The following is a 19204-nucleotide window of genomic DNA, read 5'->3' on the forward strand; positions in this document are numbered from 1 at the left end:
GCTTGCCAGTCAAGCGCTGGAGGCCGATTTTATTCATATCGGACGATTGGCGTCGGGGTTGGGGGCGCGCCGCTGAGGCGCCAGCAGCAGGGCGCTGACGATGGGCCACAGCGCCGCTTCGAGCAGCGGCGCCAGCAGCACGTCCCAGCCCGGCAGCGCGCCGCCGCCGATCAGCCGCAGCACGATGGTGATGGCGTGCGCGGCGGCGAACAGCGGCAGCAGCTGGGTCGCCTGCCCCGGCACCGAGAACCACAGGATGCGCCGGTGCAGCATGATGGCGAAGTAGATCAGCACCGTGTAGGCCAGCGCGTGCTGGCCCAGCAGCGCGGCCTGGTGCACGTCCAGCGCCAGGCCGAACAGGAAGGCCGCGGTCAGCCCCACGCGGCGCGGCTGGTGGATGCTCCAGAACACCAGCACCACGGCCAGGAAGTCGGGCATCCAGACCACGCGGCCGAGCGGCAGCAGGTTCAGCATCAGCGCCACCAGCAGGCTGCCCCAGATGAAGCCGGGGCTGGCCGGCAGCAGCAGCACCTGGCCGCGCGGCATGATCATCGGCGGGCTCCGGCGTGCGCGCGGCGCGCGGGCGGCGTGGCGGAGGCGGCCGGCGGCGGCGCGGAGGCCGCCTCCGCCGCGGCGGCTGCGGGCGCATCGGCCGCGGTGGCGCCGGCGGCGGCCGCCGATGCGCCATCGGGCTGCGGCGTCACAGGGGCCAGCACCATCACGTGGGCCACGCCCTGCAGCCGCGCCACCGGCTGGCACTGGATGCGCGCGAAGCTGGTGTCGCTGCGCCGGTCCACCCGCGCCACGCGGGCCACCGGCAGGCCGGGCGGGTAGACGCCGTCCACGCCGCTGGTGGTGAGCAGGTCGCCTTCCTTCACGTCCTCGGTGACCGACATGTAGCGCAGCTCCATCATGCCGCCGTGCGGCGACGGGTCGCCGTAGGCGACGCTGCGGGTGCCGGTGCGCGCGTTCATGACGGGGATGACCTGGTCGCGGTCGATCAGCAGGGTGATCTCGCTGACGAAAGGGTACACCCGCGTGATCTGGCCGAGCACGCCCGATTCGTCCATCACCGGCGAGCCGGCCGCGATGCCCTGCAACTGGCCCTTGTCGATGACGACGCGGCGGCTGTACGGGTCAGTGGCGTCGTACAGCACCTGCGCCGCCGTGCCGGGCGTCTGCACGCGCTCGCGCAGGGCCAGCAGGGCGCGCAGGCGCTGGTTCTCCAGCGCCAGCTGCTCCACCTGGCCGGCGCGCTGCGACTGCTCGGCCAGCTTGCGGCGCGCGGCCTCCTCGGTCTTGCGCGCGGTCTTCAGGTCGGTCAGGTAGCTGGCGAAGGTCTCGGCCGCCTGCACCGGCTGCAAGGCCAGCCACTGCGCCGGGTACAGCACCGTGGCGATGGCCGCGCGCAGCGGCTGCACGAGGTGCAGCCGCGCGTCGGCCACCATCAGGAACAGCGCCAGCGCGCCGAAGAACACCAGGCGCGACAGCGCCGACGGCCCCTGCTTGAAGAAGGGCGGCGGCGTGCGGTCCAGCGTCTCCAGCGGCATGGGGTCAGTGGGGAATCAAGGCCGCCGCGAGCAGGGCGCGGCAGCGTGCAAGCGCCATTTTGCTCCTGAAAGAGGAGCTGCCAGCGCTTGATGGGCGGGCGCTGGCGCCATATTTTGTTATGAATTGCGTCCGCGCGGCGGCGGCGCGTGTCATTCGTTGGTGAAGATGCTGCCCAGCCGCTCCATGCGCTCCAGCGCCAGGCCGCAGCCGCGCACCACGCAGGTCAGCGGCTGCTCGGCCACCAGCACCGGCAGGCCGGTCTCCTCGGCCAGCAGGCGCTCCAGGTCGCGCAGCAGGGCGCCGCCGCCGGTCAGCATCATGCCGCGCTCGGCGATGTCGGCGCCGAGTTCGGGCGGGGTCTCTTCCAGCGCCTTCTTCACCTCGGAGACGATGCTGTTCAGCGGCTCGGTCAGCGCCTCCAGGATCTCGTTGCTGCTGATGGTGAAGCTGCGCGGCACGCCCTCGCTGAGGTTGCGGCCCTTGACCTCCATCTCGCGCACCTCGCTGCCGGGGAACGCGCTGCCGATCTCCTTCTTGATCAGCTCGGCCGTCGGGTCGCCGATCAGCATGCCGTAGTTGCGGCGGATGTAGTTGATGATGGCGTCGTCGAACTTGTCGCCGCCCACGCGCGCGCTGCCCTTGTAGACCATGCCGCCGAGCGAGATCACGCCCACCTCGGTGGTGCCGCCGCCGATGTCCACCACCATCGAGCCGCTGGCCTCGCTCACCGGCAGGCCGGCGCCGATGGCCGCGGCCATCGGCTCCTCGATCAGATACACCTCGCTCGCGCCCGCGCCCAGCGCGGATTCGCGGATGGCGCGCCGCTCCACCTGGGTGGAGCCGCAGGGCACGCAGATGATGATGCGCGGGCTGGGCCGGAACAGGCCGCGCGGGTGCACCATCTTGATGAACTGCTTGAGCATCTGCTCGGTGACGGTGAAGTCGGCGATCACGCCGTCCTTCATGGGCCGGATGGCCTCGATGTTGCCCGGCACCTTGCCCAGCATGGCCTTGGCCTCGCGGCCCACCGCCTGGATGGTCTTCTTGCCCTGCGGGCCGCCTTCGTGGCGTATGGCGACCACCGAGGGCTCGTCCAGCACGATGCCCTTGTCGCGCACGTAGATCAGGGTGTTGGCGGTGCCCAGGTCGATCGCCAGGTCGGTGGAGAAGTACCGACGGAAAGCTCCAAACATGAAAAATCCTTCTGGGCCGCCGGCCGGCACCACTGCCGCGGCTCCTGTGTTCGCTGCGAAATGGCTGCGCTTTTCGTGCAAATACGGCCCGTTCCCGGGCCGTTGCGGTAAAGGCGGGATAATACCGTATCGGACCGGCCGGCCACCCTGGCGGGCATGCAAAAGAGTCCGCCCAGCCCTCCCGTTTCTGGCATTTTTTCCATGTCTCTGACCCGCACGGACATCGACCGCATCGCGCACCTGGCGCGGCTCCAGCTCGATGATGATCGGAGTGAGCGCATGCTCACCAAACTCAACGGTTTCTTCGGCATCGTCGAGGCCATGCGCGCGGTGGACACCACTGGCGTCGAGCCGCTGGCCCACCCCGTGGCCGCGATCCGCGACGTGCAACTGCGCCTGCGCGATGACGTAGCGAGCGAGCCCGACCAGCGCGAGGCCAACCAGCGCAGTGCGCCGGCCGTCGAGGGCGGGTTGTTCCTGGTGCCGAGGGTGATCGAGTGATGAGCGCGCCGCACGAACTTACCGTGGCGCAATTGGGCGCTGAACTGCAAGCGAAACGCGTGTCGGCCGTCGAACTGGCCGAGCATTTCTTGTCGCGCATCGACCAGCACGCCGATCTCGGCGCCTTCCTCGCCACCGACCGCGCCGCCACGCTGGCCCAGGCCCGCGCCGCCGACGCGCGGCGGGCGGCGGGCGGCGCGCCGCTGCTGACCGGCGTGCCGCTGGCGCACAAGGACATCTTCGTCACGCGCGACTTCCCGACCACCGCCGGCTCGCGCATCCTGGCCGGCTACCGCTCGCCGTTCGACGCCACCGTGGTGCGCCGGCTGGCCGAGGGCGGCATGGTCTGCCTCGGCAAGCTGAGCTGCGACGAGTTCGCCATGGGCTCGGCCAACGAGAACTGCGCCTTTGGCCCGGTGAAGAACCCGTGGGACGTGTCGCGCGTGCCCGGCGGCTCGTCCGGCGGCAGCGCGGCGGCCGTGGCGGCGGGCCTGGTGCCGGCGGCCACCGGCACCGACACCGGCGGCTCCATCCGCCAGCCGGCCAGTTTCTGCGGCCTGACGGGCATCAAGCCGACCTATGGCCGCGCGTCGCGCTACGGCATGATCGCCTTTGCCTCCAGCCTGGACCAGGCCGGCCCGATGGCGCGCACGGCCGAGGACTGCGCGCTGCTGCTCTCGGCCATGTGCGGCCCCGACCCCGACCGCGATGCCACCTCGCTCGACGAGCCGGCCGAGGACTTCACGCGCACCCTGAACGACGGGCTGGACGGCCTGCGCATCGGCCTGCCGAAGGAGTTCTTCGCAGGCGGCCTGGCCGCCGACGTTCGCGCCGCCATCGACGCCGCGCTGGCCGAACTGCAAAAGCTGGGTGCGCAACTGGTCGAGATCAGCCTGCCGCGCACCGAGCTGGCCATCCCCGTCTATTACGTCATCGCCCCCGCCGAGGCCAGCTCCAACCTGAGCCGCTTCGACGGCGTCAAGTTCGGCCTGCGCGCCCCGCAGTACGCCGACCTGGAGGACATGTACAAGAAGACGCGCAGCCAGGGCTTCGGCGACGAGGTGCAGCGGCGCATCATGACCGGCACCTACGTGCTGAGCCACGGCTACTACGACGCCTACTACCTCCAGGCGCAGAAGATTCGCCGCATGATCGCGGGCGACTTCCAGCAGGCGTTCACGCAGTGCGACGTCATCGCCGGCCCGGTGGCGCCCAGCGTGGCCTGGCACTTGGGCGCGCACGGCGCCGACCCGCTGGCCGACTACCTGGCCGACATCTACACCCTGCCCGCCTCGCTGGCCGGCCTGCCCGGCATGAGCGTGCCGGCCGGCTTCGGCGAGGGCGGCATGCCCGTCGGGTTGCAACTGATCGGCAACTATTTGCAGGAGGGCCGACTGCTGAACGTGGCGCACCGTTTGCAGCAGGCCACCGATTTCCACCTCCGCCGACCGGAGGGTTTCCTATGAGCCCCCACGTTCCTCACTTCGTGTATTCACTGCCCCCCGAGGGGGCTGGCCTCCCTTGGGGCGGCCCGGCGGGAGACCGGACATGACCGCCCCCAAGCTGATCCAGGGCTACGAAGTCGTCATCGGCTTCGAGACGCACGCCCAGTTGCAGACGCAGAGCAAGATCTTCAGCCGCGCGCCCACCGCCTTCGGCGCCGCGCCCAACACCCAGGCCTGCGCGGTCGATCTGGCGCTGCCCGGCACGCTGCCGGTGATGAACCGCGAGGCGGTGCAGTGCGCCATCAAGTTGGGACTGGCACTCGGCTCCCACATCGCGCCGCGCAGCGTTTTCGCCCGCAAGAACTACTTCTACCCCGACCTGCCCAAGGGCTACCAGATCAGCCAGTTCGAGATTCCGGTGGTGCAGGGCGGCGAGGTGTCGTTCTTCGTCGGCGACGAGAAGAAGACCGTGCGCCTGGTGCGCGCCCACCTGGAAGAAGACGCCGGCAAGTCGCTGCACGAGGACTTCCACGGCCAGTCCGGCATCGACCTGAACCGCGCCGGCACGCCGCTGCTGGAGATCGTGACCGAGCCCGACATGCGCGGCAGCGCCGAGGCCGTGGCCTACGCCAAGGAGCTGCACAAGATCGTCACCTGGATCGGCGTGTGCGACGGCAACATGCAGGAGGGCAGCTTCCGCTGCGACGCCAACGTCAGCGTGCGCAAGCCGGGCCAGCCGCTGGGCACGCGGCGCGAGATCAAGAACCTGAACAGCTTCAAGTTCATGCAGCAGGCGATCGACTACGAGATCCGCTGGCAGATCGAGCAGCTGGAGGACGGCCACGCCATCCAGCAGGCGACCGTGCTGTTCGACCCCGACACCGGCGAGACGCGCGCCATGCGCACCAAGGAGGATTCGGCCGACTACCGCTACTTCCCCGACCCCGATCTGCCGCCGCTCTGTATTTCGGAGCAGTGGATCGAGGACACGCGCGCGCGGATGCCCGAATTGCCTCGCGGAATGGCAGAGCGCTTCGTCAGCGGCTACGGGCTGCCCGAGTACGACGCCGCCACCCTCACCCAATCCACCGGCATGGCCGCGTACTTCGAGGAAGCCGCGAAGGCCAGCGGCCAGCCCAAGCTGGCCAGCAACTGGATCATGGGCGAGGTTTCCAAGCGTCTGAACGCCGAGGAGATCGGCATCGAGGCCGCCAGGGTGCCGGCCGCGCAACTGGCCCAGCTCATCGGCCGCATCCAGGACGGCACCCTCAGCAACGCCGCCGCGCGCCAGGTGTTCGAGGCGCTGTGGAACGGCGAAGGCGCCGCCGACGCGGCGGCGCGGGGCGAAGGCAGCGCGGTCGATGCCGTCATCGAGGCCAAGGGCCTCAAGCAGATGAACGACACCGGCGCGCTGGAAAAAATCGTCGATGAGGTGATCGCCGCCAACCCCGACAACGTGGCGCAGTTCAAGGCCGGCAAGGACAAGGCATTCAACGCCCTGGTCGGCCAGGTGATGAAGGCCAGCCAGGGCAAGGCCAATCCGGCGCAGGTGAACGCGCTGCTCAAGGCGCGGATCGGGTGAGGGCGGCCGGCGGCCGGCATGCTCCCAAATAAATAGCTGCCGGCGCTTTCCTGGCGGGTGCTGGAGAACTGAAAGGCTTGAAACCGCCGGCCGGCCCCCGTCAGCGCTCCAGGTTCCACACCAGCTTGAGCATGGCCCGCGTCTGCTGCGGCTCCAGCCGGCGCTGCGCCCCGGTGTAGCCCAGCCGGTCCAGCGAGAAGACCGCCTCGCGCCCGCGAGCCCACTGCCAGCGCAGGCGCGCGCTCACCCCCAGCGCGCGGCTGACGTTGTCCCACTGGAGCAGCAGGCTGCCGGCCAGCCGCGTGCTCGGCGTGTGGTCCAGCCGCAGCGTCGCCAGCTTCACCGTGAAGCGCCCCGTGGGCAGATGGATCGCGTGGCGGCCCAGCCCCACGCGCGCCTCCCACCGCGCCGAGGGCTTGAAGCCGACGGTCGCCGACTGGTCGTTGCGCCGCCCGTCGTAGAAGCCGCCCGCCCGCAGCTCGCCCGACACCCACAGCGGCCGCGCATGCGAAGTCTCCAGCAGCCCGAACAGGTAGTGCCAGCGGTAGCTGCCCGGCGCGACCCAGGTGCCCGGCACCGGGGCGTAGCCCTGGGCCAGTTTGTCCTGCTCGAAGAACGCCTCGGCGATGAAGAAATCGCCGGCGGCGCTGGTGTAGCCCAGCTCCGGGTTCAGCACCAGCGTGCGTTCGCCGCCGTCGAGCGTGCGCCGGTAGTTCCAGTCCAGTCCGGGGGTCACGTCCGCCCCGCCCTCCGTGCGGTGCCACCAGCCCAGCGTGCCCTCGCCGCGAATGACGTTGGCCTCGGCCAGATAGCCCAGCGCCGGCTCGAAGCCCTGGCCGATGCGCTGCACCTGCACCTCGGCCACGGGGCCGATGTTCAGGTGGCTCAGGCTGCCGCCCCAGGCCTGCCCGTTCACCCCGGCATTGGACGAATGCATCGCCCAGGCATGCCCTTCCAGCGTCTTGCCGCCCGCCCAGGCGGTGTCGCGGAACTGGTAGTCCACCCCCCACAGGTGGCTGCCGGCCGTGCCCTGGGGGTTGCCGCGCGTGGCGATCAGGCCCAGGCGCTGGCGGCTGTCCAGCGGGCGGGCCAGACGGATGACGGCGACGTCGGTGGGTTTCTGCTCGGGCTCGCCGGGCTCGGTCGGCCCGCCGGCCACTCTTGCGGCGAAGGCGCCGAAGTCGGTGCCCGCCAGGCGGCCGGTGAGCTTGATGCCGGCGTCCAGCCCGCGCGCGCGCCCGCCGGCATCCAGGCCGATGCGGCGCGAGTAGTACGGCGTGACGGCCGCATCCGCGAGACCACCGAAGCTGAAGCGCCCGGCGTCGCGCAGGAAGAACTCGCGCTTCTCGGGGCGGAACAGCTCGAAGCGCGTGAGGTTGACACTGCGCTCGTCGGCCTCGGCCTCGCCGAAGTCGATGTTCAGCGCGGCGGTGGTGCGCAGGCCGGCTTCGCTCTCGTGGAACAGCTCCAGACCGGGTTCGAGCCGCTGGCGGGCGCGCCCGGTGCCGGAGGCGGCCGGGGATTCGTGGGTCAGGCGCAGGGAGGGCTTGATGCGCAGGCCCCAGCCCTGGTGTTCGGGCCGTGGGGCGGGGATGGGCACGCCTTCGCCCAGGGCGTGGACGGGCCGGTCGGGCCGGGCGCCGGCCAGGCGCACGCGCTCGCTGCCGCGCGGCATCCAGCGCTCGGCGTTGAGGCGCCACGTGGTGGATTCACCGTGGCCGAAGACGGACAGCGGGATGGCCAGCCGGGCGCTCCAGCCATAGGGCTCGATGCGCGCCTCGCTCTCCCACCGGGCGTCCCAGTCGAAGCGCATCTGGCCGCCGTCGTAGATCAGGGCGTCGAACTGCGCGCCGTGGGGGTTGACGGCAAACAGGTAGCCGTGGCGGCCGGCGCCTTCGGCGTCGAGGACCAGCGTCACCTGGTCCTCGGCCAGCATGCCCTCGACATCGCGGCGCATCTGGCGCGCGACGATGGCGCCGGGCTCGGGGTCATGGGCCCTGATCTGCACGTGCAGCGTGCGCGCGTCCTGCCACAGGCGCAGCTCGGTGCGCCGCGTGGGCGGCGCGCCGGTCGACGGCGAGGTCTGGATGAAGGCGTCCAGCAGCAGCGCGTCCTCGGGCGCGGACGCGCGCGCCAGCGGCGCCAGCACGGCGGCCAGGAGCAGCGCCGCCCGCCTCACCGCGCCGCCCAGGCCAGTCCCCGCAGCCAGCGCGGCCGCCACGTCAGCACCATCGCCACCCCCAGCGCCGAGGCGGCCAGCGCCATGACCCACACCAGCACGGCCATGGAGGCGTGGTCGGCGGCCAGGCACAGCGCCAGGCTGGCGGCCAGCGCGAGCGCGCCCAGCACCCGCAGGCGTCCCGGGCGGGCAAGGGGGACGCCGGGCCACACCTGCGCCCAGTGTGCTTGCATCGCCAGCGCCAGCCAGCCCATGCCCAGGGTGCAGGCCAGCAGTGCCGCCGCCAGCAGCGCCGCCTCACGCATGAGCCGCCTTGATTCGGGGCGAGGGCAGGTCGGCCAGGGCGCGGTGGCCCAACTGGCGCGCCGCCCACGCGGCGAGGGCCGCCGTCGCCAGCAGGCCCAGGTCCACGCCGGCCACGGGCCAGTAGGTGTCGGTGAGCACCGTCTTGACGAGGTGGTCGCCGGTGGTGAGCCAGTTCAGCAGCACCGCGGTTGGCGCCAGGGCGGCGACGGCCCAGCATTGCTCGCGCCAGGCGGGGTTGATCTTCCCCCGGGCCACGGGCGCGCTGCGCCAGAAGGCGTGCAGCAGCGCCAGCGCCCAAGCGGCCCAGAAGACGTACTGCTCCACGTCGCCCCGCCTGGGCAGCGCTTCGGGCAGCAGCCGGTTGGCGATCAGGATGGTCAGCGTGGCGACCAGCATGCCGGTCACCGTGGTCACGGCCAGCGCGTCCACCACCCGGCTGCCCTGGCTGCCTTGCTTCGTGTGCTGCTGCTTGCGCTTCTCGACGAAGAAGACGAAGCCGGTGGCGATGCACACGCAGCCCATCAGCCCGCCCAGCAGGTACAGCCAGCGCAGCAGCCAGTGGCGGAAGTGCTGCAGGTGCAGGCCGGTGAGGAATTCGCTCACGCTGTCCACCGCGCTGCGCGGCGGGTCTTCGCGCAGCACCTGGCCCGTGCTGGCCTGGAAGTGGATGCCCTCGCCCACCGTCGCCACGCGGTCGGTGCCCGCGCGGTACACGCTGACGTAGCCGTTGGCGTCGCCCACGTGGGTGAGCGACAGCGCCCCGACTTCGCCGCCCATGCCCCTGGCCGCCCAGCGGCGCCGGGCTTCCAGCACCATGGCATCGACCGAGGCCAGGGGGGCCGGCGTGCCCGCGCGGTCGTGCGGCAGGCCGGTTTCGCGCGCCTCGACCCGCTCATGCAGCTCGTGCAGGGGCTTGAGCTGGGTTGCCGTGATGGGGAAGTAGATGCCGGCAAAGATCACCAGCCCGGTGAAGGCGAAGAAGAAGTGGAACGGCAGCGCCAGCACGCCGGTCATGTCGTGCAGGTCGAGCGTGCCGCGCCGGGCGGCCTTGGCGGGGCGGAAGGTGAAGAACTCGCGGAACACCTTGCGGTGCAGCACCACGCCGGAGACCAGCGCGGCCAGCATGGCCAGCGCCGCCAGGCCGACGATCCAGTAGCCCAGGTCCATCCAGTGCAGGTTCAGGCTGAAGTGCAGCGGATAGAAGAAGCCGCTGCCGATCTTGAGCCGGTCGTCGGCGAACGCCGCGCCGCTGCGCGGGTCGATGGTGCGGCTGCCCCAGGCCGTGTCGTCGGGGTCGCGGGCGCCCGGCACTTCGTAGCTGGCGTACAGGCCGAGCACCGGGTCGCGATGGGTGGTGTAGGCGCCCCAGCTGCGCACCACCTCGAAGCGCGCGGGCGGCGGGCCGGTCAGCTTGCCGCGCAGCTCGTCCAGGCTCTCCTTGTCCGGCTGCATGCCCTCGAAAATGGGGCGCAGCACGCGGTCGAACGAGGGCATGGGCTGCGCGGCGAAGCGCGTCTCGGGTATCGCCCAGCGGTCGATCTCGCGGTCGAACACCGACAGCGCGCCGAAGAAGAAGCATGCCATCAGCACGTAGCCCAGCACCAGGCCGAACCAGGTGTGCGGCCAGGCCATGGCTTGGCGCAGGCTGGGCGATAACGGGGGTTCATGCATCGAATCGGCCTCCAGCACCCGTCCAGCAAGCGCTAGCAGCTATATTTTTGGTAGTTTTCATGCCGCCGCCCCTCAGGCCACCAGCCGCGATTGCAGCAGCGACGCGGCCCCGGCCATCAGCGCGCCGCCGCCGCCCAGCACCGCCCACACGCGCCACAGGCTGCGCGCGGCAAACGCCCACAGGAACACCACCAGGTACAGCAGCAGGCCCAGCAGGGCGCCCAGGTGCTCGGCATCGTGGAACGGCAGGCCCAGCGCATGGCCGCCGGTGTTGATCAAGGCCATCAGCCCCCAGCAGAACGCGTAGCCGCCCGCCAGCGCCGCCAGCACGCGCCAGGCCGGTCGCCATCGGGCGGCCTTCAGTGCCATCGCCTGCCTCTCCACGTGAAAGAGACGCGCGCCGGGCCGCGCGCATCAGAACTTGTACTGTAGCGTCGCCAGGAGGTTGCGCGGCGCGCCATAGTTGTGGCTCGACACCTCGGTGCGGTAGACCTTGTCGAACACGTTGTTCAGGTTCACCGTCAGCGTCAGCTGCTTGCTGAAGGCGTAGCGCGCCATCAGGTTGACCACGGCATAGCTCTTCTGGGTGTAGAGGCTGCGCCAGGATTCATCGACCCAGGTGGCATAGGTGCTGCTTTCCCAGGTCACGCCGCCGCCCACGGTCAGTCGGTTCAGGCTGGCGGGCGTCCACGATGTGTACAGCTTGAACTGGTGCTTGGGCTGGTCGCCATTCAGGCGGCCGCCGCTGCTGTCCTTCGTCAGCACCCGGGTGTAGCCGCCCTGCACGCGCCAGCCGGGGAACGGCTCGCCGGCCACTTCCAGCTCCCAGCCGCGGCCCTTGGTGTTGTCCTCGGCGCGGTAGGCGTCGTCGCCGCTGGGCGTGACGTTGGTGCCGTCCTGCACGGCCAGGTTGTCCTTCTTGACCTGGAACACGGCCACGCTGGCGTTCAGGCGGCCGCCGAACCATTCGCCCTTCAGGCCGGCTTCGATGTTGGTGCCGGTCTCCGGGTCCAGCAGGCTGCCGTTCACGTCGCGGTAGGACTGCGGATTGAAGATGGTGGTGTAGCTGGCATAGGCCGAAAGATGGGGCGTGAAGGCGTACACCACGCCCAGGTAGGGCGTGAAGACGCCGTTTTCCTTGCGCTCGTCGGTCACGCCGCCGGTCTCGTCGAGGCTGCGCGTGCGCCAGTTGCTCCAGCGCACGCCGCCCAGCACCGACAGCTGGTCGGTGGCGCGCAGCCGGGTGGCGGCGTAGAAGCCGTACTGGCTGACCTTGTCGCGCCAGCCGAAGCCGTAGAGCGAGGCCCAGTCCGGCTCGGGCGTCTGCCGGTTCCAGGTGTAGACGTTGGCGCTGGCGCCGCCCCAGTCCAGGTACCAGTCGGGCGTGGCCTCGTCCGACCAGGCGCCGTTGAAGCCGGCCACCAGGTCGTGCTGGCGGCCGAACAGCTCGTACTTGCCGTCGAGCTTGACCGACAGCGCGTCGACCTCGTTCTTGATGCGGTAGCTGCGCAGGTGCAGGTCGACGGTGCCGTCCGGCTGGGGGTAGTCGGCCGCCAGCCCGAAGCGCTGTCTCGTCCTGATTTCATTGCGCATGTAGGCGGCCTTGATCTTCCAGTCGTCGTTGAAGCGGTGCTCCAGCGCCGCCGTCAGGCCGCTGCGGCGGTCGTTGAAGCCGGTCCACGCGGCCGATGCGTTGTCGCGGCGGCCAAACGGGGTCGGGTTGCCTTCGGTGTCCGACAGGGCGTAGCCGGTGTACGGCGCGGCGCCCCGGGCGTCGTTGCTGCCAAGCTCCAGCGCCAGCGTGGCCAGGGTGCGGCTGGACAGGTCGGCCTCCAGCACGCCGTAGCCCACGGACTTGTCGTACTTGTAGCCCTCCTGCCAGCCCTTGCCCCGTTCGTAGGCGCCCACCACGCGGCCGCGCAGCGTACCGGCTGCGTTCAGCGGGCCGCCCACGTCGGCCACGGTGTGCGTCTGGTTCCAGCGACCGATCGATTGCGACACGTGCGCCTGGAACTCGGGCGTGGGGCGCTTGCGCGTGAGGGCGATGGAGGCCGAAGGGTCGCCCGCGCCGGTCATCAGGCCGGTGGCGCCGCGCACCACGGTGACCGAGTCGTACACGTCGGTGTTGATCGTGGCCAGGCCCTGGATATCGGCATAGCCGCCGAAAGCACTGGTGGGAAGGGGCAAGCCGTCCAGAATGGTGCTCGACACGGCGTAGCCGCGCGCATAGAGGAAGGTGTAGCCGCCCAGCGGCGTGCCCCCGGGCTGATAGACGATGCCCGGCGTCGAAGCCAGCGCCTCGCCCAGGTTGCTGATGCCGCCTTCGTCCATGCGCTCGCGGGTGATGACGGTGACCGACTGCGGCGTCTCGCGCAGCGACAGGTTCAGGCCGGTGGCGGCCGTGGTGCTGCCGGTGGTGAAGCTGCCCGTGCCTTCGGTGGTGCCGTCGCGCAGGGCGCTGGCGCTCACCTTCACCTCCGCCAGCGTGGCGTCCTGGCCGGCCGCCGTGGGCGCCGGCGCGGCGGCGGCCCGGCGCAGCGCATAGCCGCCGCCCGGCTGCGCCGCGGCTTCGAGGCCGCTGCCGGCCAGCAGCGCGCGCAGCGCGGCGGCAACGCCGTGGCTGCCGGCCACGCCCTGCGTGCGCACGCCGTCGACCAGCGCGGCGTCGTAGCGCAGATCGATGCCGGCCGTGCGCGCGAAGCGATCCAGCGCGGGGCGCAGCGGGCCGGCGGGCACGTCGAAGACGCGTACGTCGTTGGGGGCGGGCAGCGCGGCGGCGGCCTGGGCGCGTGCCTCTGGCGGCAGCACGGCCGCGCCCAGGGCCAGCCCCAGCGCCACGGCCAGGGCGGTGGGGCGGGCGCAGGCCGCAGACGGGGTCGAACGGCGCGCGGCGGCGTGCGGCGAGGGGTGGCGGAAGAAGGGCATGGCTGACTTTCGCGACGGGGAGATCCATATGAAAAACACAGCTGCCAGCGCTTGTCCGGCAACCCTGGAGGCCGATTTGATTGAATGGAGCGGGCCGGGCGGGCGCCGCGAACGAGGGCGCGCCTACGGCCCGGCCGGCATCGATCCGCGCGCCCACTCGGCGCGGCCGCGCAGCCATCCGCGATGGCTGGCGTACGGATCATGAATGTCTTGCGTCGCGGTGTCGGCGGCCGGCACGGCGGAACCCCTCCCGGTGCTGCGGATCGGCTGGGCAGCGGAGCGGCCTACGCGATCACATAATAATAATTCGCATTATTGTTTGCGTGCCGGCACCCCTTGGGAATGGGGGTTAACGCTGAGTCGACGAGGCGGGAGTCTTGGCGGCCTGCGCGGCGGCGGCCTGCCACAGCGGCTGCAGCCGCTGGGCTTCGTCGTCGAAGCGGGCGTGGATGCGGTTGCGCTCGTCCTGCTGGCCGGCGATGGCGCGGCGCTGCTCCTCCACCTCCTGGGCGTTGCTTTCGATGGCGCGGCGCAGCTTGGCCGGCGCGCGCGAGGGGTCCTTGCGGTAGAACTCCATCTCGTCGTCCAGCGTCCTGCGCTCGGCCGCCAGCTCGGCGATGCGGCGCTCGGCGGTGTCCACCACCGCCTGGGTCTGCGCCAGCGCTTCCTTGCGGCCGGCGTCATGGGCGGCCTTGTCGGGGTAGCGGGTGATCAGCGCCTGGTCGCGCCGGATGGTGTCGCGCGCGCGCTGGCGCTCCACGTAGGCCTCGCGCTCGCGCGCCTCGCGCGCCTCGCGCTCGGTGGCCGTCATGCCGGGCGGGATCACGCGGCGCAGGATGCCGGTGTTGCTCAGTTCGCGCTGCTCGCGGTCGAGGCAGGCCAGGATCGGCCGGTCGGAGGTCAGCCGGCGGCCCTGGGCGTCGACGCAGGTGTAGATGCTGCTCGCAGCCGTTTTACTGGCCTGGGCGCCCGCGGGCGTGCCGGCCGCGCCCAGCGCCAGCGCGGCGGCGACCAGCGGCAGGTGAGACAGCAGCGGGCGGAGCGAGACGGGCATTTGAGGGTCATTCAACGCCGTAGCGGCCCCGGTAGGCCGCCACGGCGTCATAGAACTGCGAAAAATTGTCAGTGTGGCGCAGATGCTGCAATAAGTGGGCCAGTTTGGCGATGGCACAGACTTGCAGGCCCAGCGTGTCGCGGACATATTGCACGGCCGACCAGGGCACGTCCTGGCCGTGCTCGGTGGCTTTCTCCTGCCGGTCGAGCGCGATCGCCACGGCGTGCGGCGCGGCGCCGGCGGCCTGGATGAGGGCGATGGACTCGCGCACCGCCGTGCCGGCCGAGATCACGTCGTCCACGATCAGCACCCGCCCCTTGAGCGGCGCGCCGACCAGCGTGCCGCCCTCGCCGTGGTCCTTGGCCTCCTTGCGGTTGTAGGCGAAGGGCTTGTTCACGCCCAAGCGCGCCAGCTCCACCGCCACGGCGGCGCCGAGCGGGATGCCCTTGTACGCGGGGCCGAAGATGACGTCGAATTCGATGCCCGAGGCCAGCAAAGCCCGCGCATAGAATTGCGCCAGCCGGCCGAGCTTGGCGCCGTCGTCGAACAGGCCGGCGTTGAAGAAATAGGGCGACATCCGCCCCGCCTTGGTCTTGAATTCGCCGAAGCGCAGCACGCCGCTGTCGATGGCGAACTGCACGAAGTCTTGCGCCAGGCGGTCCTGCTCATCGGCCGCTGCCTGCGGTGCGTTCATTGGAGTCGTTTCCTTGTTCAAACTCACCAGCCTCAACCTCAACGGCATCCGCTCGGCCGCCACCAAGGGCGTGGAGGCGTGGCTGGCGCGGCTCGCGCCCGATTGTATTTGTGTGCAGGAGATCAAGGCGCAGATGCCCGACCTGGCAGGCCGCTTCGAGGTGCTGGCCGGCATGCGCGGGCACTTCCACCTGGCCGAGAAAAAGGGCTATTCGGGCGTGGGCATCTACACCCGGCACGAGCCCAGCGCGGTCATTGCCGGCTACGGCTCGGAGGAGTTCGACGCCGAAGGGCGCTACCTGGAGGCGCGCTTCGACACGCCCCGGCGCAAGTTCTCCGTGATCAGCTGCTACTTTCCCAGCGGCTCGTCCGGCCCCGAGCGGCAGGAAGCCAAGTACCGCTTCCTGGCCGAGTTCTACCCGGTGCTGCACCGCCTGAAGGCCGAGCGCGACTTCGTGCTGTGCGGCGACGTGAACGTGGCGCACCAGGAGATCGACCTGAAGAACTGGAAGAGCAACCAGAAGAACAGCGGCTTCCTGCCCGAGGAGCGCGCCTGGGTCAGCAAGGTGACGGGCGAGCTGCAACTGGTGGACGTGTACCGGCGCCTGAAGCCCGACACCACCGGCGAGGCCTACACCTGGTGGAGCAACCGCGGCCAGGCCTACGCCAAGAACGTGGGCTGGCGGCTGGACTACCACTTGGCGACTCCGTCTCTTGCCACCGCCGCCCGGACCGCCGCCATCTACAAGGACGTCAAGTTCAGCGACCACGCACCGCTGACCATCGACTACGACTTCGAAATCTGATCAGGCAAGGATTGGGCTTGCTTTGACCCCACCTCCTACGTTCGTCGCACGCCGAAGCAGTCGTCGGAGCAACGTGCCCAGGCTCGCTCGCGAGCACTCAAGCTGTTTTGCGTTTGACGAACTGAGCCGATGATTTTGGCCGGCCGAGTTGATTCTCCCGGATCAGGTCCGCCAGCAGCTTGACCTTGGGCTGCGGCGAGTCCTTGCGCCAAACGAGCATGGTCCTCACCGCTCGGAAGTCACCCTTGAGCTTGTGCTCCGAAAGCCTGGCGCGCTCGGTGTAGGTGTCCAACACGGCCGCCGGAATCAGCGCGACGCCCATGCCCGCCACGCAACACCCCAGGATGGCATGGTAGGAACCCACCTCGATAATTCGCCGCGGCGCCATGTCATCTCGGGCGCACCAGGCTTCCAATCGTTGACGATGGGGACAGTCAGGCTCGAAAACCAGCAACGTGCCTTTGCGGATGTCGTGGGCAGAGCGAATCGGCGGGTGATCGACGGGACCGATGATCACCAGTGGTTCCGTGCACACCACGAGGCTGGCCAGCTGCGGATCGGAGACCGGTTCAGCGACCAGTGCTGCGTCGAGTTCTCCTGACAAGACGCGGATCGTCAGAGCACGCGGCGTGCCCGTGCGAAGCTCTACCGACAACTCCGGGTAGCGCTCGTGGATTTGCCCGAGAAGCGACGGTAGACGGATGGCTGCCGTGCTTTCCATGGAGCCCAGATGAAGGACACCACGCGGGGCCTGTTCATGCATGGCATTGCGCGCTTGCTCCGCCAACGACAGCAGACGGTTCGAAAACTCAAGCAGCACCTTGCCCTGCGGTGACAGCTGCAGACGACGCCCCTCCCTGTTGAAGAGCGCGACGCCGAGATCATCTTCGAGATTCTTGATGCGCGTCGTGACGTTGGACGGAACGCGATGCAGCACGGTGGCTGCCCGCGTGATGCCGCCAGCCGTTGCAACGGCTTGAAAAACGCGCAGATCGGAAAGATCCATGTTCTTATTCAGAGAATGAAATCGTCATAATTATTCATTTTATGAGATGTAAACCAATTCCTACACTGCGACGACTTCATTTTCAAAACCCCACCACTCGTTGCAAAGGCGCCCCATGATCGTGACCGTTTTCAGATCCAGACTGAACGCCGAATCCCAGGATGAATACCAACAATCTTCAGCTCGGATGAGCGAACTGGCCAAGGGCATTGCAGGCTACATTTCGCACAAGGGGTTCACCGCGGCGGATGGCGAACGCGTGACGATCGTCGAGTTTGAGTCCGAGGAAGGGTTGCGGGCTTGGGCAACCCACCCCGAACACGTGAAGGCCAAGAAGATGGGGCGGCAGGTGTTCTTCTCGGATTACCGCGTGCAGGTTTGCAGCGTCATTCGGGACACCGCCCACAGAAAGCCCGCCATGGATCGCGCCGATGCTTGAATGCGACAAGAATGTCGATGCAGAAGCGATCGTTGGCAACGCAGAGCGATCCCGCAACAAACCACTTCGATTTCCTTGGTGCCGCACAGTCGCGCGACTGGCCCAGCTATTTTGGAGGAACGAATGCACGCAGGCTGAGCGTCGCGACAGGGTTGTGCCTTGGTACTGAATTCCTGTAGCGTGGCAGTACGTCTTAGCCTCGCGAGATCTGGTCAACCCTTTCCCGGGATGCTCTGAACGACCGCTTCCGACCTACCGCACCCGTCTTTGCGCTCAGCCCGTCTTTACGCAGGTTTTCTGTCGGATTGACTACCACCTGGCCACGCCCGCCATCGCCGCGCTGGCGCCGGGTTGAGATTGCTCTTTTTATAGAAGCTGCCGGCGCTTACTGGACGGGCGCTGTAGCCCGATTTCATTCAAAAACAGAAAATCAGCCCGGCGCCCCGTAGGGCGCGAAGCGGCTCTGGTTCTCGTCCACTTCCAGCGCGCGGCCGATGAAGGGGAAGGCGCGCTGCGGGCAGTCGGCGCGCTCGCACACCTTGCAGCCCATGCCGATCGGCGTGGCGGCCTCGGGGTCGCGCAGGTCCAGCCCCTTCGAATACACCAGGCGCGGCGCGTGGCGCACGTCGCACCCCAGGCCGATGGAGAACACCCGCCGCGGCGCGCCCCAGCCGCCGCCGCGGCCGTGCACGGTGCGGGCGATCCACAGGTAGGCGCGGCCGTCCGGCATGCGCGCCAGCTGCGGCAGCACGCGGCCGGGCTGGGCGAAGGCCTCGTATACGTTCCACAGCGGGCAGGTGCCGCCGGTGCGGCTGAAGTGGAAGTGCGTGGCCGACTGCCGCTTGCTGATGTTGCCCGCGCGATCCACGCGCACGAAGAAGAACGGCACGCCTGGCGCGCCCGGGCGCTGCAAGGTGGACAGGCGGTGGCACACCGTCTCGAAGCCGACACCGAATTCCTGCCCCAGCAGGTCGATGTCGTAGCGCAGCCGCTCGGCCGCCGCCAGGAAGGGTGTGTAGGGCAGCAGCAGCGCGCCGGCGAAGTAGTTGGCCAGGCCGATGCGGGCCAGCCGGCGCGCGGCCTCGTCGTCCCGCAGCGGCGGCGCGTCCGCCAGCGCGTCGATCAGCCCGGCGTGCTCGACCAGCGCCAGTTGCGTGGCGAGCTGGAACACCTGCTGCGCCGGCCCCAGCGTCGGCGCCAGCCGCAGCACGCGCCGCGCCGGGTCGAACGCGCGCTTGCCGGCCTCGTCGCCCTCGGCGGGCGCCACGCCGATGCGGTGCCGGCGCGCCAGCCGCTGCACCAGCCAGTCGGCCAGCAGCGCCGCGCTCGCGCCCACACCGGCCTCGGCGGCCAGCGCCTCGGCGCGCCGGTCCACCTCGTCGAAGTGGTTCTGGTGCGCGAAAAAGAAGTCGCGCACCACCTCGAAGGGCATGGCGCGCGGGGCGGCGCTGTCGGCGCGGTCGTCGCCCAGGCGAAGGGCCATGGTCTCCAGCTGCTCCTGCGCCTGAAGGCCGCGCCGGTGCAGGGCCAGCAGCGCGCGGCCCAGCGCCGGCATCTGCGCGGCGACTTCCTTCAGCTCGGGCAGCGACACAGGTTCGGGCGCGTCGGCCAGCGCGTCGCGCAGCGCGGCCACCAGGCGCGCCTCCTCGTCTTCGGAGAACTGCTGGATGTCCACGCCCAGGGCGCGGTGGATCTTCAGCAGCACCGCCACCGTCAGCGGCCGCTGGTTCTGTTCGAGCTGGTTCAGGTAGCTGGGCGACAGCCCCAGCGCCTGCGCCAGCGCCACCTGCGACAGGCCGCGCTCGGCGCGCAGGCGGCGCAGGCGCACGCCCATGAAGGTCTTCTTCATCGTG

17 protein-coding genes are annotated in these 19204 nt (G+C 69.9%); 5 read left to right on the forward strand and 12 right to left on the reverse strand.

Features of this window, described 5'->3' with window-relative positions:
* Positions 1 to 33 precede the first annotated feature (33 nt).
* From mreD to QM772_RS09120, 3 genes are all read right to left on the reverse strand, one after another.
* Positions 34 to 552 (reverse strand): rod shape-determining protein MreD, encoded by a 519-nt coding sequence (gene mreD, locus QM772_RS09110; protein ID WP_415135657.1) that lies wholly within the window; start codon positions 550 to 552, stop codon positions 34 to 36.
* Positions 549 to 1550: a rod shape-determining protein MreC gene (gene mreC / locus QM772_RS09115; RefSeq protein WP_415135659.1), complete on the reverse strand. Its 1002-nt coding sequence runs from the start codon at positions 1548 to 1550 to the stop codon at positions 549 to 551. The genes mreD and mreC overlap by 4 nt, the downstream gene beginning before the upstream one ends.
* A gap of 150 nt (positions 1551 to 1700) precedes the next feature.
* On the reverse strand, positions 1701 to 2744 hold the full coding sequence (locus tag QM772_RS09120; protein ID WP_415135661.1) for a rod shape-determining protein: 1044 nt from the start codon (positions 2742 to 2744) through the stop codon (positions 1701 to 1703).
* A gap of 201 nt (positions 2745 to 2945) precedes the next feature.
* Between QM772_RS09120 and gatC the strand changes: the two genes are divergently transcribed.
* From gatC to gatB, 3 genes are all read left to right on the forward strand, one after another.
* Entirely contained in the window at positions 2946 to 3245 is a 300-nt protein-coding gene (gene gatC, locus QM772_RS09125) for an Asp-tRNA(Asn)/Glu-tRNA(Gln) amidotransferase subunit GatC (protein ID WP_415135663.1), read from the forward strand.
* Positions 3245 to 4711 (forward strand): Asp-tRNA(Asn)/Glu-tRNA(Gln) amidotransferase subunit GatA, encoded by a 1467-nt coding sequence (gatA, locus tag QM772_RS09130; RefSeq protein WP_415135665.1) that lies wholly within the window; start codon positions 3245 to 3247, stop codon positions 4709 to 4711. The genes gatC and gatA overlap by 1 nt, the downstream gene beginning before the upstream one ends.
* Positions 4712 to 4793: 82 nt before the next feature.
* Positions 4794 to 6272: an Asp-tRNA(Asn)/Glu-tRNA(Gln) amidotransferase subunit GatB gene (gene gatB / locus QM772_RS09135; protein WP_415135667.1), complete on the forward strand. Its 1479-nt coding sequence runs from the start codon at positions 4794 to 4796 to the stop codon at positions 6270 to 6272.
* Between the two features lie 100 nt (positions 6273 to 6372).
* Here gatB and QM772_RS09140 read toward each other — a convergent pair whose 3' ends face one another.
* From QM772_RS09140 to pyrE, 7 genes are all read right to left on the reverse strand, one after another.
* The gene (locus QM772_RS09140) at positions 6373 to 8493 is read right to left on the reverse strand and encodes a hypothetical protein (RefSeq protein WP_415135669.1); all 2121 of its coding nucleotides are present in this window, start codon (positions 8491 to 8493) and stop codon (positions 6373 to 6375) included.
* Positions 8448 to 8756, reverse strand: a complete 309-nt coding sequence (locus QM772_RS09145; RefSeq protein WP_415135671.1) for a DUF3325 domain-containing protein — start codon at positions 8754 to 8756, stop codon at positions 8448 to 8450. The genes QM772_RS09140 and QM772_RS09145 overlap by 46 nt, the downstream gene beginning before the upstream one ends.
* Entirely contained in the window at positions 8749 to 10389 is a 1641-nt protein-coding gene (locus QM772_RS09150; protein WP_415135673.1) for a PepSY-associated TM helix domain-containing protein, read from the reverse strand. The genes QM772_RS09145 and QM772_RS09150 overlap by 8 nt, the downstream gene beginning before the upstream one ends.
* Positions 10390 to 10500: 111 nt before the next feature.
* Positions 10501 to 10797 carry an iron uptake protein gene (locus QM772_RS09155; RefSeq protein ID WP_415135675.1) on the reverse strand — a complete coding sequence of 99 codons (297 nt, stop codon included), beginning with the start codon at positions 10795 to 10797 and terminating at the stop codon, positions 10501 to 10503.
* Positions 10798 to 10842: 45 nt separating this feature from the next.
* Positions 10843 to 13353: a TonB-dependent siderophore receptor gene (locus QM772_RS09160; RefSeq protein WP_415135677.1), complete on the reverse strand. Its 2511-nt coding sequence runs from the start codon at positions 13351 to 13353 to the stop codon at positions 10843 to 10845.
* A 349-nt stretch (positions 13354 to 13702) separates the two neighbouring features.
* The gene (locus QM772_RS09165; RefSeq protein WP_415135679.1) at positions 13703 to 14407 is read right to left on the reverse strand and encodes a DUF4124 domain-containing protein; all 705 of its coding nucleotides are present in this window, start codon (positions 14405 to 14407) and stop codon (positions 13703 to 13705) included.
* A 7-nt stretch (positions 14408 to 14414) separates the two neighbouring features.
* Positions 14415 to 15101 (reverse strand): orotate phosphoribosyltransferase, encoded by a 687-nt coding sequence (gene pyrE / locus QM772_RS09170; protein WP_415135681.1) that lies wholly within the window; start codon positions 15099 to 15101, stop codon positions 14415 to 14417.
* A 13-nt stretch (positions 15102 to 15114) separates the two neighbouring features.
* On the opposite strand from pyrE, the gene QM772_RS09175 reads away from it, so the two are divergent.
* Positions 15115 to 15906, forward strand: coding sequence for an exodeoxyribonuclease III (locus QM772_RS09175; protein WP_415135683.1), 792 nt, complete (start codon positions 15115 to 15117; stop codon positions 15904 to 15906).
* A gap of 97 nt (positions 15907 to 16003) precedes the next feature.
* On the opposite strand, the gene QM772_RS09180 is transcribed toward QM772_RS09175, so the two are convergent.
* The gene (locus tag QM772_RS09180) at positions 16004 to 16912 is read right to left on the reverse strand and encodes a LysR substrate-binding domain-containing protein (RefSeq protein WP_415135685.1); all 909 of its coding nucleotides are present in this window, start codon (positions 16910 to 16912) and stop codon (positions 16004 to 16006) included.
* Positions 16913 to 17027: 115 nt separating this feature from the next.
* On the opposite strand from QM772_RS09180, the gene QM772_RS09185 reads away from it, so the two are divergent.
* Positions 17028 to 17351, forward strand: a complete 324-nt coding sequence (locus QM772_RS09185) for an antibiotic biosynthesis monooxygenase family protein (RefSeq protein ID WP_415135687.1) — start codon at positions 17028 to 17030, stop codon at positions 17349 to 17351.
* Positions 17352 to 17781: 430 nt separating this feature from the next.
* On the opposite strand, the gene QM772_RS09190 is transcribed toward QM772_RS09185, so the two are convergent.
* The gene (locus QM772_RS09190; protein WP_415135689.1) at positions 17782 to 19200 is read right to left on the reverse strand and encodes a short-chain fatty acyl-CoA regulator family protein; all 1419 of its coding nucleotides are present in this window, start codon (positions 19198 to 19200) and stop codon (positions 17782 to 17784) included.
* Between the last annotated feature and the right edge of the window lie 4 nt (positions 19201 to 19204).

The sequence above is a fragment of the Ottowia sp. genome (assembly GCF_047601385.1).
In the GTDB taxonomy this organism is placed as follows: Bacteria; Pseudomonadota; Gammaproteobacteria; order Burkholderiales; family Burkholderiaceae_C; genus Ottowia.